Origin of the sequence: Catenulispora rubra, from assembly GCF_015356825.1 — a bacterium.
Classification (GTDB): Bacteria; Actinomycetota; Actinomycetes; order Streptomycetales; family Catenulisporaceae; genus Catenulispora; species Catenulispora rubra.
In genome coordinates, this window is sequence record NZ_JAACYW010000263.1 from 1 (window position 1) to 16262 (window position 16262).

The window sequence follows — 16262 nt, forward strand, 5'->3', positions numbered from 1 at the left end:
GTGCGGTTAGGCGTGGGAGGGCGAGGGCGATGAGGGCTTCGGGGTTCGTGAAGCCGTAGGCGGTGCGGGTGATGCGTCGGATTTTGGCCCGACGGGCGTTCACGCGGGTCCCGCCAGCGGTGGTCGCCGGCGGGACGCTGGTTGGGGTGCGGGCCCGGATCGGAGACTGAGCAGCGCTCAGTTTCCGATGCGGGTCATGGGCAGTTGTGGATGTCGCTGGTAGAGGATGCCAGGACCACGTTCGCGGTGACCAGGTTCAGGCCGAGCGCGTTGATGTTGACGTGGACCGCGTTGACGGTGAGCGTGCCGGGGCTGGCGAGTTGCTCGTTGAGGATCAGGTTGACGCCCGCGACGCTGATCTTCGTGTTCGGGGCCACCGCGGTCGGCTTGGAGATCACCACCACGCCGCCGACGCTCAGATAGGCGATGGTGGTGCTGCCGTTGGCAGCCTGGCACGTGCTCGTGGACTGGGACTGGACCGCGCCGATCGTGATCACGGGCACGCCGGGCAGTCCGATCGAGGTGTTGTCGACCGAGGCCTGGACCGCGGACTTGGACGGGCTGAGCGAGGTTGTCACCGACGCGCACAGCGTGCCGGAGTTGATCAGGCCGGAAAGGCTCACCACGCATGGCGGAGCGACGGTCTCAGCGGTAGTGGTGCTGACCGAGCCGGTGTCCGGCGTCGGGGCGATCGTGAGCAGCTGCAGGCCCAGGGCAGAGGCGCTGGCGGTGAGGCCGTAGGCGCGCCCGGTCAGAACCTGCGGCGTCACCTTGACCGTCTCGCTGCCGCACGCGCTTGTGGCGCCGTTGTTGTTGGCGTCGCCGCTGTAGGCGGCCACCCAGTTGTACAGGCCCGGAGCGGTGACCGGCACGGTACCCGAGCTATAGGACCCGCTTCCCGCCACCGTGGCCGTCAGGGTACTGATGGCACTCTGGCAGCTGGTGTCGCCGGGGGCGTACAGCTTGAACGTGAGAGTACCGGTGGGGTTGTAACCGCCGGACAACACGCCGGTGTCAGAGACGGTGCCGCCGACCGGAACGGAGGCGGACGGCGTCGTCGCCAGGGACGGGCTGGCCTTGGACACCGTGACCGTCTCGCTGCCGCACGCGCTTGTGGCGCCGTTGTTGTTGGCGTCGCCGCTGTAGGCGGCCACCCAGTTGTACAGGCCCGGAGCGGTGACCGGCACGGTGCCCGAGCTGTAGGACCCGCTTCCCGCCACCGTGGCCGTCAGGGTACTGATGGCACTCTGGCAGCTGGTGTCGCCAGGGGCGTACAACTTGAACGTGAGAGTACCGGCGGGGTTGAAGCCGCCGGACAACACGCCGGTGTCAGAGACGGTGCCGCCGACCGGAACAGAGGCGGACGGCGTCGTCGCCAGGGACGGGCCGGCTTTGGACACCGTGACCGTCTCGCTGCCGCACGCCGTGGTGGGCGCGGGGTTGTTGTTGGCGTCGCCGCCATAGGACACGGTCCAGCTGTAGGTGCCTGGAGCGGAGGTGCCGACGGTGCCGGAGGGGTAGGTGCCGTTGCCGTTGACCGCTGTGGTCAGGGTGCTGATGGCGTTCTGACAGCTGGTGTCGCCGGGGCCGTAGAGCTTGAAGGTGAGCGTCCCGGTGGGAACCCGGCCGTTGGCCAGCGCGGCGGAGTCCGAGATCGCGCCGCCGACCGTGGTGGCCGGGGACGGGGTGGTCGAGGAGATCACCGGGCTGGCCTTCGGGATGATGATCGAGGCGCCGGTCACGTTCGCCTCCAACGAGAAGAACGCGCTGGCCCCGTCGTTCAAGCCGGCCGACGGGCTACAGGTCGAGGCGGTGTTTCCGGTGCAGGACGCGGCGAAGTTCACCACGCCGGCGGTCTTGGCGGCGTTGATGCCGGAGTAGCTGATTCCGGGTCCGCCGTATTTGGTGGTGTCGAACGGACAGCCCGCCGGGGTGCCCGAGAACCCGCCGGAGCAGATCCCGTCCCCGTCGAATCCGAAGATGTCGGCGCCGGAGTTCAGGGTGACGTTCGGAATCGCGACTCCGGCCTCGTTGAGCACCCCGACTTCGGTGTCGTCCGCCCCGTCATAGGGGTTTCCACTGTTCGGGTCGCTGAGCACGGAGACGGTGCCGTCGGACTGGAACACCAACAGCACCGCGCAACCGGTCGCGTTCCCGACAGCCGGGCACTCGTGGAACGGCGGTGGAGGATTGACGGCGGCCGCCGCGGGCACGGCGCCGACCGACACCACGGCGGCGACCATGGCCATGGCGATACCCGCAGCCAGCGCGGTGAAGGACTTCCTGCGTGGGCGATGCCACCAGACGGCGAACACGCCGACAGCGCGGCGTAAGCGGTCTCGTATCACTTTCGGTACCCCCTGGCTCGAACGGACGGGCGGATCGACGGGTCCACCCGCGGGCATCCTCGCAGCGCCCACCGCCGCCCACTATCACCGGGAAGAGTGAAGCTGCGAGACAGGAAACCGGGTATCGGCACAGGTCACGCACTTAGAGCGAATCATCATGCTGATTCCCGCTTATATCAGAGTACGAAATCACTTTCGGAACAGATTCGTCCTCTGGCCAGGTGGTTTCCTCAGGGGAGCCACTGGCGACGGCGCCGCAGCAGGACCTCGCCAACATCCCGACAGACGTTTGGCAAGCGACGCACGAGCCATACGGAGGTAGCGGAACACACGGGAGCGCGAAGGGCACCACGAGCGACGACACTGATGCGAAGAACCAGCGGCGGCGATCGGGCCATGTCGGCGAGTGCCTCGATCCTGCGGATCTCGCGGCCGGGTTCGCGCTCGCCGCCGCCGGATGTCCGACGGACGGCTTCGGTGACCGCGAACCTGCGGAAGACCTGGACACGATGACAGAGGATTTGCCGTTCCTGCTGTGAGAACAGGCCCACCTTCAACAAAGCCAACCGCGCAATCACCACCGTGACACCCCACGGCAACGTCACCGCCGCCAACGCCGCCGCCTACACCATCGCCTTCGGCTACGACGCCAACGGCAACCGCACCACCGTCACCGACCCGCTCAACCTGGTCACCGCCACCGGCTACGACGCCACCGGCGAAATCACCTCCACCACCGATCCCCTCGGCCACGCCGCCACCGCCACCTACGACGCCCTCGGCCACGTCCTCACCAGCGTCGACCGCGACGGCAACACCACCACCTCCGCCTACGACGCGGACGGCGACCGGATCTCGCAGACCACCGCAGCCGGCGAAACCATCAAGTGGACCTACGACGCCGACGGCCGGATAGCCTCATCCATCGACCCACGCGGCACCGGCACCGGCGGCAGCCCGGCCGCCTACACCACCGGCTACGGCTACGACGCCGCCGGGAACCCCACCACCGTCACCGCCCCGCTCGGCGGCGTGCAGTCGACGGTGTTCGACGGCGACAGCCGTCAGACCTCGACGACCGACCCGATGGGCGCCGTCACCTCGTTCGGCTACGACGCGGGCAGCAGGCTGACCGGCGTCACCGCGCCCGACGGCGGCGCCACCACCACCTACGGCTACGACCCGGCCGGCTGCCTGACCAGCGCCTGCATCACACCGTCGGCGACCACCGGCTGCCCCACCGGATCGACGATCACCGCATACACCTACGACGCCGACGGCAACCAGACCGCCGCCGGAACCACCGCCTCCACCTACAACGCCGCCGACCAGATGTCCGGCGCCACCAGCGGCGGCACCGCATACGCCTTCACCTATGACGCCGCCGGAAACCGCGTCACCACCGCCACCGGCGGCACCACCACCCGCACCCAGACGTGGGACCCCAACAACCCGCTCCCGCAACTGGCCACCACCACCGGCACCGGCGCAACCCTCATCGGGGACTACCACTACGACCCGCTCGGCACCATCGCCTCCGAGCGCACCGCCGCCGGCGCCTTCTACGACACCCACGACTACCTCGGCTCGGTCACCGACCTGCTGTCCTCCACCGGCGTCGACCAATACACCGACACCTACGACGCCTTCGGCACGCAGACTGTCAATACCCTGACCAGCACCGCACCGGTCCAGCCCTTCGGCTACACCGGCACCCTCACCGACCCGACCCTCGCCGGCAAAATCGACATGCGGGCCCGCACCATGGACCCGTCCACCGGCCGCTTCGCCAGCCGCGACCCACACTCCCCGACCACCGGTGGCCCCTACGTCTCCGCCTACGCCTACGCCGTCGACGCCCCCACCTACCTGACCGACCCGGGCAACTTCTTCGACACCTACGTCCCGGTCCGCCCCGCCTACCGGCTCTACCACATCGCCGACCTGCTCCGACAGGAAGGCTGCCCGCAGCTCGCCGACCTGTACAGCGCGGCGGGTGACCAGCTCGCCGGGCAGATAGCCATCGACGGCATCAGTGGTCTGACTGGCTGGGAACGCGACGCGGCGGCCATCGACGCAACTGCGGCCGACAGCAGTGCGACGACGTCCACGACCGGTGGCGCCGCCAGTTCGTGGTTCACGGCTCCCACGGCCGGATCCGGTCCGCCTATCGCGCTACTGGGTAAGTACCAGGACATCAAGGACTACATCGCCGCCGCACCTCCGGGAACCTTCGACGCGGACTTCCTCAACTTCCAAGGAACCGCGAAGAAGGGAACCGCCGGAGTCGGATCATGGAACTGGACGCGGAACAAGCGATACATCGACGACGCTTTGGCCGCCGGCAAGGAAGTGCGATTGGTGACCGATCCGAACACTCCCCTCTACGAAAAGGGCAACGTCTATCAGCGCGAACTGAAATATCTGAAGGACAACGGCTACGGATGGGTTCCGGTCGACGACTATTGGGTAGTCGTCAGGGTCCGACCTTGAGGAGGCGGGCAAATGAGCAAGCGGGCATCTGGCTCCGTGGTGAAGGAGTTCCCCGGTCAGGCTGCACAGGCCTTCGCCGGAGTGGCCGAGGAGTTCGGCCTGGAGGGACCCGAGGAAAGCGACGTCGTCCTTCCCAGTGTCTTGTTCTCCATAGGGGACCTGAAATACGAGATCGTCCACGACCCGCACAGCCATTCGGTCGAGACCCGGATCGCCTTCGAACTGGAGGCATCCCGCCTGACGGTCGGACTGAAAAGTCTGGTGCACGCCGCCGGCCTTGGGCCGGCCGAACAAGTCAAAGACAGCGCCAATACGGTATCGAACATGAAGCGTTCACTGGAGATCCAGGTCGAATTCGTCAAAAGACTTCACCCATTGCTCGTTTCGGATGCCGCGGAAGATCTGATCCGCAAAGCCGGCGCCCGAGAATGGCGCCGCCGGTGACGGCGGTGACGGCGGTGACGGCGCGGGTGCCGAGCCGACGCGCCGCGCGTACCTCAGTGCTCTGATCGCGCGCCTCGGCGCGCTGCCGTGACCTCGACCCGCGTTCTGCCTGGTCGGCAGGACGCGGGTCGATCGCGCGGTGCCCACGCCATCACGCTCCGTCAGTAGTCACCGTTAGAGTCTGCCTTCATCCACGTGCGCCCGGAGCCGCCATGTCGATCGCAGCAGAAGAAGTCGCCACCGACGCCACCCCGTCCGAAGCCCAACCCACCTCGCGCCTCGGCCGTATCAAAGCCCTGTTCTCCCCCGACGCGGTCCCGCACCACGAGGTCGACGACCTCGCCGCCGACCCCTACGTCGCGACCTGGACCCGCGGCTACGCCGAGGTCGCGGCAGCCAGCTTCTGGAGCAACGCGCGCCGGATGCCGGAGCTGTTGCGGCTGACGCTGCGCACCGCGGCCGAGGTGTCGCGGTGGCGCGTCGTCACGTTGGTGGTGCTGCAGGCGTTCTCCGGGCTGTTCCAGGCCTTGGGGCTGCTGGCGACCACCGGGGTGCTGGCGGCGTTGTTCACCGGTCGTCCGACGCCGGATCGGATCGCCGCGGCGCTGCCGTCGCTGATCCTCATCGCCGCGTTCACCGCCGCCACGGCGCTCGCCTCCAACATCAGCTCTCTGATGCAGTCGCAGCTGAGCCCGGCGATGGACGCTGCGGCGCTGGCGCGGATCCAGGAGCTGTGCACCGGCGTGGAGCTCGTCGCCTTCGACCAGGCGGGCTGGTTCGACGAGGAGAACGCCGCCGAGCGCGGCGCGGTGTCCCCGCACTTCATGCTCCAGGCCACGGTGCGGATCCTGGCGGCGCTGGCCACCGTCGGGTCGGCGATCCTGGTGGTCGCGTTCGTGAACCCGCTGCTGCTGCCGCTGATCCTGGTCACGATCGTGCCGCGCTGGTGGGCCGCGGTCCGGGTGGCGCGCATGGACTACAAGGTGTTCGTCCGGCAGTCCGAGGGACGCCGCCGCGTCAACCAGATCGCGTACATCGGCCAGTCCATCAGCCAGGCCGCCGAGGTCCGCGCGCTGAGCATGTCGCCGTACCTGACCGGCCGCTACCGGCACATCTCCCGGCGGATCCTGGCGGAGAACATCGCGCTACAACGTGCCGAGACGATGTCCCAGATCCTGGGCGACACCGTCGCGGGCATCGCGGTCGCCGCGGTGTACACGGTGCTGGGGCTGCTGCTGTGGAAGAGCGAGATCCCGCTGGCCGCCGGCGGCACCGCCGTCATCGCCATCGGCCGGGCCCAGGCCTCCCTGATGCAGATGATCACGAGCGTGAACTCCCTGTTCGCCGAGGGCCTGTACTTCGACGGCTACGTGAAGTTCTGCAAGAAGGCCGAAGCGCTCCTGCCCGACCCCGGCGCCGTCGCGGTCCCCGAGGACTTCAAGACCATCACCGTCGAGGACGTCACCTTCAGCTACGAGGGAGCCGAGAAACCGGCGCTGAGCAACGCCTCGCTCACCATCGCCCGAGGCCAGGTCGTGGCCCTGGTCGGGGAGAACGGCGCGGCCAAGACCACGCTGGCCAAGCTGCTGGGCCGCGGCTACCTTCCCGACGCCGGCACGATCCGCTGGGACGGTCTGGACACCGCGGAGATGGACCCGCACCAGCTCCGCCAGCGCATCGCCTACATCGGCCAGGACGGCGCGCGCTTCCCCTTCACGGCGCGGGAGAACATCCGCGTCGGCGACTGGACCCGCGCCGACGACCAGGCCGCCATCGAGTCCGCGGCCGAGGCCTCCGGCGCCCACGAGTTCATCAGTGCCCTGCCCAACGGCTACGCCACCCTGATGGACCGCTCCCTGTCCTGGGGCACGAACGTCTCCGGCGGCCAGCACCAGCGCATCAACCTCGCGCGCGGCTTCTACCGCCAAGGCGTCCTGGTCATCGCCGACGAACCGACCTCCAACCTCGACGCCGCGGCCGAGATCGACTTCTACAACAGGCTCCGTTCTTACGGCGGCACGATCGTCATGGTCACGCACCGCCTGAACGCGGTCCAGGCTTGCGCCGACCACATCTACGTGCTGGAACACGGCCGCATCTCCGCGCACGGCACGCACGCCGAGCTCATGGCCGACCCGGCCGGCGGCTGGTATCGCGACAGCTACCTGCTCCAGCAGAACTCTTTCACGAGCCGCGCCGGGCAGGTTGAAAGGGCCGAAGCAGTCGACTAGAAGGGCTGCGCCAGCTGGCCATCCACCCCGCAGTGAGCACCGTCGCTCCCCCGGCGACAGCCATGGCCCGACCGGTGCCGGCCAGGCTGGCGACCGCGCCGACCAGCACCGGTCCTAGCCCTTGCAGCGTCATGAGTCCGGAGCTCAGCAGCCCGAAAGCCTGGCCCTGATTACCGGCCGGCAGCGCTTCCAGGAAGGGCCGTTGCAGGCCGATCGCGTAGGAGAACCCTGTTGTCGAAGCTAGGAGAAGCAGAGCACAGACAACCGCGGACGGATCGGCGGCGAGGCCCAGCAGCGGCAGTCCCATCAGGGCGACGAGCGGCACGACCAGCGCCTCGCGCACGCTCGGGCGCAGCAGGCGTCCGACGATGAGGTCGCCGAGCAGCATTCCGGTGGGACCGCACGCCATCAGGAGGCCGTAGGTGCCGACCGTGAAGCCTCGCTGGCCCGCGTAGGACACGACCAGGCTCTCGGCTCCGGCGACGAAGCCGCACGGGAGCCACTGCGCCAGCGACAGCCGGCGCACGGTTCGGTCGCGCATCAGGCGTCCGGCGCCGGACCAGCTGGCCGAGAGCACCGCGCCGGGCGGGCTGCTGGGCGAGCTGCCGGGCGCCGGCAGGTCGGGCAGGCGCAGCCAGATGGCCGCCGCGCAACCGGCGTTCAGCATCGCGGCCACCACCAGCGCCTGGCCGGTTCCCAACGCCGCGATGACCGCGCCGCCGACGGCCAGGGCGACCAGCTGCGCTCCGGAGGACGCCATGTTCATCAACGAGCGGCCCAGGACGTAGGTGTCGCCGGTCAGCAGATCGGAGGCGAGCCGGCTGGTCGCGCCGCCGAACACCGGCGTCAGGACGGCGACCGCGGCGACGACCCCGAGCGATGCCGACGTCGGCATCCGCACCAACCCGAGGACCGCCGCTGCGGCGCACTGGAGCAGGAATCCGACGGTGAGCAGCGGCCGGGGGCGGAGCCGGTCGGCCAGGGCGCCGAGCAGCATCGAGCCCGGGAGCTGCGGGAGGAAGCCGACGCCGAAGGCCAGCGCGCTGAGTAGCGGGGAGTGCGAGGCTCGGAAGATCAGGACGGACAGGGTCGTGATGCGGAGCGTTTCGGCGCTGATGCCCAGCACGCGAGTCGAGAAGAGCAGCCGGAACTGTGGCTGGGACAGGACTTCGCGGTAGGTGGTGCGGTGCGTCGCGGGGTTCGTGGCGACGGTGGCTGTTGCTGTTGCTGTTGCTGTTGCTGTTGCTGTTGCTGTAGCGCTGGCGGCTTCCATGTCGGCAGACTGGCCCGGCTGCGCGCCACAGAGCGAGAGATTCGTCCCTGGACGTAAACACCCACGCCGGAGACGTATCCTGGTCGCGTGATCCGCTTCGAGGTCGGCACCGAGGACCTGCTCCACAGCCGCTTCGCCATCTCCCCGGCGTTCGAACTCGACTCCCTGCTGCGGCTACTCGCCGGCGGCAGAAGGCTGCCGGCGTCGTCGGCGTCCTGGCTGCGGTCGGCCTTCGAGAGTCTTCGCCGCGAGACCGACCTCGACATGGTGCTGGCCCTGCAGTCCGAGCGGATCGGCGCGGACTTCGTCGCGCCGCCGCCAGCCGGGCTGGCCCAGACCTGGGAGGACGACCTCGCCGTGATCCGGGCGACGCCGCTGGCGCTGGCCCGCGCCGAGATCGCGTACTGCCTGGCCGCACAGCCCGCGACGGCCCCTGTTGTCGATCCGCGGATGCGCGCGCTGCTCGACGCCCCCGACGTGGTCGCGCGCCTGGCCGAGGCGCTGGACCGGGCCTGGCGCGTGCTGGTGGCCCCGGACTGGCTGCAACTCCGGGCGATCTGCGAGCGGGACGTGGTGCACCGCGCGGGCGTCCTGGGCCGTGCCGGGTGGAGTGCGGCCATCGCGGACCTGCATACCGCCCTGAGCTGGCACGACGACGGCATCGAGGTGTCCGGCATCTCGGCCGAGCGGCAGGTGATCCCGCTGGACGGGAAGGGCCTGCTGCTGGTGCCCTCGGCCTACATCTGGCCGCACGCCGCCGCCCACACCTCCGGCGACTGGCCCAAGACCCTGATCTACCCGGCCCGGGGCATCGCAGCACTCTGGCAGACCCCCGAATCCCAGGCCCCCGGCGCCCTGACGGACCTCGTGGGCCGCAGCCGCGCGCTCATCCTCGCCGCCCTGGAGAGCCCGGCCGGAACCACGCACCTGGCCCGCTCGCTGGCAATGACGACCGGCGCCGTCGGCGACCACCTGGCGGTACTGCGACGCGCCGGACTCGTGCAGCGGGCCCGCGACGGCCGGGTGGTGCTGTACGCGCGGACCGCGGTCGGGGACGCCTTGGTCGGCGCGGCGAACGGCTGAGCGCCGGTCAGCAGGCCGATGCTAGGCACTCCCCCGGCGCGCGGGCTGTGCGGCAGACCTCGATGGCCAGGCTGATGCCCGCGCTCCGGTGCTCGCCCGGCGCTGTCGAACCGAGGTCCAAGCGCGGGACTCGGCACCCAGTTTTGCGGCAGGTTGATGCCCGCCCTCCCCCGGCGCTTTTCTGGCGCTACCGAGCCGAAGTCTCATCGAACTTCGGCACCCAGCTGTGCGGCAGGCTGATGCCCGCACTCCCCCAGCGTTTCCCCGGCGCTGTCGAGCCGAGGTAGAAGCGCGTGCCCAGTCGGCCTTGGACCTCATCTCAGAGGCGAGGCGGGGGTCGGAACGACGCGCGTGACGGCGGTCTTCTCGGCGATCAGCAGCTTGTTGACCGCCGGGCCGATGTCGTCCTTCCACCCATCGCTTTCGTAGACGGCCGCATAGAGCGTTTCCCGCTCGGCCTCGTCCTCGAAGCGCCGGATCCAGACGTAGCCGTCGGCGTCCTCCTCGTCGATGAAGGAGGCGGTGACGTCCATGCCCTTCGACTGCTGGAAGGGGATGATCACGTCCTCCATGTAGCGCACCCACTCCTCGCGGCGACCGGGCTGGATCTGGTAGCGGCGGATCTCGTAGAACATCAGGGTTCTCCTGTCGGGTGTTCGCGTTCTGATTTCTGGCTTCTGATATCTGGTTCAGTCGGCGACACGAAGCACGAGCTTGCCCCGGGTGCGGCCCGCCTCGCCCTGCGCATGGGCCTCGACGGCCTGCTCCAGCGGGAAGACCGCCTCGACCTCGATCGCGACGTGGCCGGCGTCGACGAGCCCGGCGATCGTGGCCAGCGCCGGGCCGTCCGGCTCGACCAGGAACGGCGTGACGCGCACCCCGCGCTCGGCGGCAGCTTCGGCGAGCTCCGGCGAGACACCGCCCGGGATGGCCACGAGCAGCCCGCCGGGACGCAGCGTCTGGAGCGAGCGCAGCGAGGTCTTGTCGTGACCGTCGCCGACCAGGTCGATGACGACGTCCAGGTCCTGAACGACGTCCTCGAAGCGGACCGCGGTGTAGTCGATCACCTCGTCGGCGCCGATCTGCCGCAGCCACTCGTGGCGGCCGCCGCTGGCGGTGGCGACGACGTGCGCGCCGGCGTGCTTGGCGAACTGGACGGCGAAGTGCCCGACCCCGCCGGCCGCGGCGTGCACGAGCACGCGCTGCCCGGCCTGCACCTTCGCGGTGTCCACCAGCGCCTGCCACGCGGTCAGCGCGGCCAGCGGCACGGCGGCGGCCTGCTCGTGTGTCGCGGTCTCCGGCTTGCACGCGAACTGCCGGGCCGGCGCGGTGACGTACTCGCTGTAGCCGTTGGCCGCGCGCGGGAACCACGGCATGCCGTACACCTCGTCGCCGACCTCCAGCGTCGTCACGCCGAAGCCGACGGCCTCGACCACGCCGGAGACGTCCCATCCGAGGACGAACGGAGGCGCGCCGAGCACCCCGGCCATGCCGCTGCCCGCGCGGGTCTTCCAGTCCACGGGGTTGATGCCGGCGGCGTGGACCCGCACCAGCACCTCGGTCGGCAGCGGCTCGGGCTTGGGGATCCGGACGAGCTTCAGGACTTCGGGGCCGCCGAACTCGTCCTGGACGATCGCGCGCATCGTCGTTTCGGACATGGGTCATCTCCTTGCGTGCATGCCTGGGAAAGGGTCGTTCCGGTGTTTCACCGACCAGGAACGAAGCTATCTCCGCAGATGTAGTTACCCGCAAGGTCCACAGCTTCCTTTTGGAAACCGACCAGGTGAGGAGGATGTTCAGGAGGCTGTCTTGTCCGTCATCAGCAATCCGGCCAGCGCCGCCGCCGAGAGCATGAGAACGAACACGGCGTAGCCACGGGCGGTGTCGATGAGTCCGCCGCCGTGGACGACCAGCACCCCCGCGACGACTGAAGGTACTGCCATGCCGAAGTAGCAGATGATGTAGAGGACGGACAGCACGCCGGATCGCTCATGCGGCGCCGCGCGCAGGACGACCGTGCGGATGCCGCCCTGGAAACCAGCGCCGAATCCGAGGCCTGCGACCAGCGTGCTGCCGAAGAAGCCGAGCGTCGATCCACTGCTGATCGCGACCAGCGTCGCCACCGCCGAGGCCGCGAGGACGACGATGCCCAGCACCATGACTCGCCGTGGCGGGGTGCGGTCGAGGACGAGGGCGGACAACGACCCGGTCACCGCCAGCAGGAAGAGACCGAGGCCCGCCACGACCGTCGAGGTCGAGCCGGACAGGTGCCGGGCGAGCGCCGGGCCGAGCGATCCGTAGAAACCGGCCAGCGCCCAGACTGCGAACAGGATCGGCGCCGCTGCAAGCACGGGACCGCGCAGGCCGGCGGGTACGGCCAGTTCCGGGCGGAGCGCCGCACGTGCGCCAGGCTTGCGGCTCACCGTCTCCGGCATCCGGACCACCGCGACGCCCTGGACGACGAACACGGCGATGAGTATCAGGTACACCAGGTGCGCCGGCGCGGGCGCGTACTGGACGAGCCATCCGGACAGCAGCGCGCCGACTCCGGTGCCGATGCCGGGCGCGGCGGCGTTGGCGAGCGTGCCGCGTCCGCGGTCGACGTCGAGCATCGCCGCTCCCAGCGCGCCGATGGCGCCGCCGGTGGCGATGCCTTGGAGGACACGGCCGAGTAGCAGCGTTTCCACGCCTCCGGCCGTGGTGAGCACAAGCGCTGCGGCGATTTGCAGCGCCAGCGCGGCCAGCAGGACGGGGCGGCGGCCGATGTGGTCGGACAGACGTCCGGCGATCAGGAGGGACAGGAGGACGGCGATCGCGTAGATGCCGAAGACGATGGTCGTGGTGATCGGCGAGAAGTGCCATTCCGCCGCATAGGTCGCGTAGAGCGGGGTCGGCGCGCTGGAGGCGGCGAGGAACGAGACGACGATCGAGGCCAGCAGGATCAGGGTGCCGGGGCCGGGACGGTGTGCGGAGCTTGCGGTGGGAGTTCTGGCGCCGGTTCGGGTGGTGCTTTGGGCGCGCTGTTCGACGGAAGAGGTCACGCTTCTAGCTTGCTGACCTCGGCAGATCGTCACGAGTGGCAGAAGTGCCTATCTTCGTTAGAATACCGCCATGGTGTTCCATCGAGTGGCTGTGCTGGCGCTGGACGGGATGGCCCCGCTCGACCTGGCCATCCCGCTCCAGGTCTTCGGCTCACGCGCGCAGAACGCCTATCAGGTCTCGGTCTGCGGGCCGACCGGTTCGGTCTCCGGGGCCGGCGGCCTCGCGGTGACGGTCGCCGGCGGGCTGGAGGTGCTGGACGCGGCCGACACGGTGATCGTCCCGGGCTTCGACCCGGAGCCCGGGACGCCCCGCGAGCCGTTGCCTCCGGCGGTGGCCGAGGCGCTGGCCTCGGCACGCGACCGGGGCAGTCGGGTGGTGTCGATCTGCACCGGCGCGTTCGCCCTGGCCGAGGTCGGCCTCCTGGACGGGCTCCACGCCACCACGCACTGGCAGCACACTGATGAGCTGGAGGAGCGCTACCCGGCCGTGCACGTGGAGCGCGACGTGCTCTACGTGGACGAGGGCGACATCCTCACCTCGGCCGGGGTGTGCTGCGGCATCGACCTCTGCCTGCACATCGTGCGCCGGGATCTGGGAGCCGGCGTGGCCAACGAGATCGCGCGCCGTATGGTCGCCGCTCCGCACCGCGAGGGCGGCCAGGCGCAGTACGTGCCCGCTCCCGTCGCGGACGCCGGCGACACGGGCCTGGCCGACACCCGAGCGTGGGCGCTGGAGCACCTTGAGGAGCCACTGAGCGTCGCGCGCCTCGCGGGCCACGCCGCCATGTCCGAACGCTCGTTCCTGCGCCGCTTCGTCGAGGAGACGGGCACGACGCCGCTGCAGTGGCTCGTGGGCGCACGCCTCAGCCTGGCCCGCGAACTCCTGGAGACCACCGACCACCCCATCGACCTGGTCGCACACGACTGCGGCCTGGGCTCGGCCGCCAACCTGCGCCTGCACTTCCGGCGTGCATTGAACACGACGCCGACCGCGTACCGCCGGGCTTTCAGCCGCGCGGTCGCGGGCGCAAATGGGGATGCCGGATGATTCAGTCCCCTGGCACACGCCCAGGAATGGACTGGTCCAGGGACTTCTACTCGACGACCGGGCGCTGGTGGGGGCCCGCGGAATCGGGCGTCACGGAGCGGGACCACGAACGCGTGGCGCAGGTACGGGCAGCATGCGGGATCGAACCGGCGGCCGAGCCCACGACCATGCTTGAGCTCGGCTGCGGCTACGGAAGCACAGCGGCCGTCGCGGCGCGGAAAGGCTTCCAGGTCCTCGGCATCGATATCAGCGACCGCCTGACCGAATGCCACGAGTGGCTCGCCGTGCTGAGGGCCGCCGACGCGGGCAGCGCAAGCGGCTGACGCTCGCGAGCGCCGCCGCGCCACCGCCCGCCCACATCAACGCCCAGCGTCACCCCAACCGCGCAGCAAGCTCCCCCGCGACGTCCCCGAACCGGTCAAGCACCAGCGAAAGGTGCCCCTCCGCCGGCCGCAGGTGCTCGGTGGCGCCGGAGACGTGGCTCGCGAGCCAGCGGCCGTGGGCGAAGGGGACCATGCGGTCCTCGGCGCCTTGCCAGACGGCGACCGGGGTCTGGATGGCCGCCAGGTCGAAGCCCCAGTCCGTGATGAACGCCAGGTCGTCGTCGCGCCAGCCGGCGACGCCTTCGGAGACCGACGTGCGGAACGCCGCGGCCGCGTACTCCGCGAAGGCGTCGGTCAGGACCTTGCGGTCGACGTCGGTGATCAGGTCGCCGAGCGCCGCCGCGACCTGGTTCCCCTGCACGTGCGCCATAGCCGCCGCCTGCTCGCTCAGGTAGGCCGTCAGCGGCTCCGCGCCGGCGGTGGCCGCGGCGAACTCCTCGATGTTCTCCGCACCCATCCCGTCCAGCCAGTCCAAGCCCTCGGCGAGGAACGGCGCGACGCCGGCCAGCGTCGCGGCCGCCACGCAGCGCCCCGGCAGCAGGGCGGCGCACGCCAGGGCGTGCGGGCCACCGCCGGACCAGCCGACGGTCACGAACCGCTCGGCGCCCAGCTCGGCCAGCAGCGCGGCGGTGTCCTCGGCCGCCGAGGCGACCGTCCGGCCGGGCTGGGGCGACGAGCCGGCGTACCCGGGGCGGCTGTAGACGACGGTCCGCAGACCGTGCCGGGCCGCGGCCTCGACGAGCGGATCGAACACGATCGCCGCGAAGGGCGTGCCGTGGTGGAAGACCAGCGGCGTCCCGTCCTCAGGGCCCGCGACCAGGTATTCCAGGATCCGACCGTCGGCGAGGCGAAGATTGTTCATGCTGAGGAAAATACCTCAGAATCCGGGCGGCGGAATCGAATATCCGGGCCCCCAGCGAGCCCCGAAGACAGGAACCGCTGCGCCCCCGGCCAAAGCCGGGAGCGCAGCGGTATCCAGAGGATCCAGCGCTACTGAACCGTGTAGTGGTACGGGAAAGCGGCCAGCTCATCGCCGGTCGGCGCAGGACCGTTGTTGCTCAGCGCCGTTGAGTCGTCGAGGTACACCACGCCCGACACCGCACTCCCCGCCGCCTGACTCGGCGTCACCGTCAGCGTCAACGTGGCCTCGCCGCCCGGCTGCACGACCACCGGCGTGAACGCGGCGTTCGGGTTCACCCCGAGCTGCCACAGGTCCCCGGTGTTCGACACCGCATCGACGTTGAACGCCTGGCTCACCGCCGTCATCGACACCGTCGCGGTCGAGTTCCCGGTACCGCTCGTGCCGCCGAACGCCCCACTCGGCTGCGGCACGACGTCCCAGTCCCCCTGCGTGATGCTCCCGCCGAGCTGCGGGGCCTGGTAGCTCGCGAACGCGTTGTTGCCCACGGCCGTGGACCCGACGTCCGGCTCGCCGTTGAACGGCGACGAATCGAACTGGACCGGCGCCGTCGACGTGGCCGCGATCGAGACCTGACTCGTCCGCGTCGGCACGATCCACTGCGGCACCGACGTGACCGACGACAACGGCAGCGTCAGGTTCACCGACGGCGTCGTCGAGGCCAGCGGCATCGTGACGTACTGGTCCAGCCGCGGGTCCAGGAAGTACGACTCAATGCCCTGCGACGAGTTGTGAACGGTGAAGCTCATCGTCACCGGCTTGCCGGCGGCGATCACTCCGCCCTGCGGAACGCCACTCGCAACGGCCCCGACGCCGTGGAAGTCGACCTCCCCGTTGAACGTCGTGTCCAAGGCGTCGCCGGTGACAGGGTTAGGGCTCGCGTGAGAACTACGCGGTGGTGTCCGAGAGATCCCCTGCCGGTTTGTGATAGGCCCGCAGGGTGCTGACTGAGGATGAGATCGCGTCGCGGTTCGCTAGGATCCGGCCGTTCCTGGACGA

General features: G+C 69.9%; 14 protein-coding genes. 6 read left to right on the forward strand and 8 right to left on the reverse strand.

The window, feature by feature from the left end:
• Positions 1-194: 194 nt before the first annotated feature.
• Together GWK61_RS42735 and GWK61_RS42740 are read right to left on the reverse strand one after the other, a co-directional pair.
• Entirely contained in the window at positions 195-2315 is a 2121-nt protein-coding gene (locus tag GWK61_RS42735; protein WP_194917792.1) for a choice-of-anchor P family protein, read from the reverse strand.
• Between the two features lie 263 nt (positions 2316-2578).
• Positions 2579-2962 (reverse strand): hypothetical protein, encoded by a 384-nt coding sequence (locus GWK61_RS42740; RefSeq protein WP_194917793.1) that lies wholly within the window; start codon positions 2960-2962, stop codon positions 2579-2581.
• On the opposite strand from GWK61_RS42740, the gene GWK61_RS60120 reads away from it, so the two are divergent.
• The 3 genes from GWK61_RS60120 to GWK61_RS42755 all read left to right on the forward strand — a co-directional run bounded on the left by GWK61_RS60120 (position 2931) and on the right by GWK61_RS42755 (position 7516).
• Positions 2931-4841: an RHS repeat-associated core domain-containing protein gene (locus GWK61_RS60120; protein ID WP_194917795.1), complete on the forward strand. Its 1911-nt coding sequence runs from the start codon at positions 2931-2933 to the stop codon at positions 4839-4841. The genes GWK61_RS42740 and GWK61_RS60120 overlap by 32 nt on opposite strands.
• A 12-nt stretch (positions 4842-4853) precedes the next feature.
• On the forward strand, positions 4854-5285 hold the full coding sequence (locus GWK61_RS42750) for a hypothetical protein (RefSeq protein ID WP_194917797.1): 432 nt from the start codon (positions 4854-4856) through the stop codon (positions 5283-5285).
• Positions 5286-5497: 212 nt separating this feature from the next.
• Complete coding sequence (locus tag GWK61_RS42755) at positions 5498-7516, forward strand: ABC transporter ATP-binding protein (protein WP_194917799.1); 2019 nt, start codon at positions 5498-5500, stop codon at positions 7514-7516.
• On the opposite strand, the gene GWK61_RS42760 is transcribed toward GWK61_RS42755, so the two are convergent.
• A complete protein-coding gene (locus GWK61_RS42760) occupies positions 7470-8789 on the reverse strand; it encodes an MFS transporter (protein ID WP_194917801.1) in 1320 nt (439 codons plus the stop codon). The two genes, GWK61_RS42755 and GWK61_RS42760, sit on opposite strands and share 47 nt — an antisense overlap.
• Positions 8790-8876: 87 nt before the next feature.
• Here GWK61_RS42760 and GWK61_RS60125 point away from each other — a divergent pair, with 87 nt between their 5' ends.
• Positions 8877-9872 (forward strand): DUF5937 family protein, encoded by a 996-nt coding sequence (locus GWK61_RS60125; RefSeq protein WP_194917803.1) that lies wholly within the window; start codon positions 8877-8879, stop codon positions 9870-9872.
• 314 nt (positions 9873-10186) lie between these two features.
• On the opposite strand, the gene GWK61_RS42770 is transcribed toward GWK61_RS60125, so the two are convergent.
• From GWK61_RS42770 to GWK61_RS42780, 3 genes are all read right to left on the reverse strand, one after another.
• A complete protein-coding gene (locus tag GWK61_RS42770) occupies positions 10187-10507 on the reverse strand; it encodes an NIPSNAP family protein (protein WP_194917805.1) in 321 nt (106 codons plus the stop codon).
• A gap of 54 nt (positions 10508-10561) precedes the next feature.
• Positions 10562-11530: an NADP-dependent oxidoreductase gene (locus GWK61_RS42775; RefSeq protein WP_194917807.1), complete on the reverse strand. Its 969-nt coding sequence runs from the start codon at positions 11528-11530 to the stop codon at positions 10562-10564.
• 138 nt (positions 11531-11668) lie between these two features.
• Positions 11669-12913 carry an MFS transporter gene (locus GWK61_RS42780; RefSeq protein WP_323748015.1) on the reverse strand — a complete coding sequence of 415 codons (1245 nt, stop codon included), beginning with the start codon at positions 12911-12913 and terminating at the stop codon, positions 11669-11671.
• 70 nt (positions 12914-12983) lie between these two features.
• Here GWK61_RS42780 and GWK61_RS42785 point away from each other — a divergent pair, with 70 nt between their 5' ends.
• Positions 12984-13961, forward strand: a complete 978-nt coding sequence (locus GWK61_RS42785) for a GlxA family transcriptional regulator (protein WP_194917809.1) — start codon at positions 12984-12986, stop codon at positions 13959-13961.
• A 26-nt stretch (positions 13962-13987) separates the two neighbouring features.
• Positions 13988-14284 carry a methyltransferase domain-containing protein gene (locus GWK61_RS42790; protein ID WP_194917811.1) on the forward strand — a complete coding sequence of 99 codons (297 nt, stop codon included), beginning with the start codon at positions 13988-13990 and terminating at the stop codon, positions 14282-14284.
• 49 nt (positions 14285-14333) lie between these two features.
• Here the strand turns inward: GWK61_RS42790 and GWK61_RS42795 are convergent, their stop codons facing one another.
• The gene (locus tag GWK61_RS42795; protein ID WP_194917813.1) at positions 14334-15206 is read right to left on the reverse strand and encodes an alpha/beta fold hydrolase; all 873 of its coding nucleotides are present in this window, start codon (positions 15204-15206) and stop codon (positions 14334-14336) included.
• Positions 15207-15334: 128 nt separating this feature from the next.
• A complete protein-coding gene (locus GWK61_RS42800; protein WP_194917815.1) occupies positions 15335-16114 on the reverse strand; it encodes a hypothetical protein in 780 nt (259 codons plus the stop codon).
• Between the last annotated feature and the right edge of the window lie 148 nt (positions 16115-16262).

Excerpts from the sequence above, each read along its gene's own strand:
- GWK61_RS42750 (WP_194917797.1), top strand. The coding sequence starts at position 4,854 with ATGAGCAAGCGGGCATCTGGCTCCGTGGTGAAGGAGTTCCCCGGTCAG.
- GWK61_RS42755 (WP_194917799.1), top strand. The coding sequence starts at position 5,498 with ATGTCGATCGCAGCAGAAGAAGTCGCCACCGACGCCACCCCGTCCGAA.
- GWK61_RS42760 (WP_194917801.1), bottom strand. The coding sequence starts at position 8,789 with ATGGAAGCCGCCAGCGCTACAGCAACAGCAACAGCAACAGCAACAGCA.
- GWK61_RS42770 (WP_194917805.1), bottom strand. The coding sequence starts at position 10,507 with ATGTTCTACGAGATCCGCCGCTACCAGATCCAGCCCGGTCGCCGCGAG.
- GWK61_RS42775 (WP_194917807.1), bottom strand. The coding sequence starts at position 11,530 with ATGTCCGAAACGACGATGCGCGCGATCGTCCAGGACGAGTTCGGCGGC.
- GWK61_RS42785 (WP_194917809.1), top strand. The coding sequence starts at position 12,984 with ATGGTGTTCCATCGAGTGGCTGTGCTGGCGCTGGACGGGATGGCCCCG.
- GWK61_RS42790 (WP_194917811.1), top strand. The coding sequence starts at position 13,988 with ATGGACTGGTCCAGGGACTTCTACTCGACGACCGGGCGCTGGTGGGGG.
- GWK61_RS42795 (WP_194917813.1), bottom strand. The coding sequence starts at position 15,206 with ATGAACAATCTTCGCCTCGCCGACGGTCGGATCCTGGAATACCTGGTC.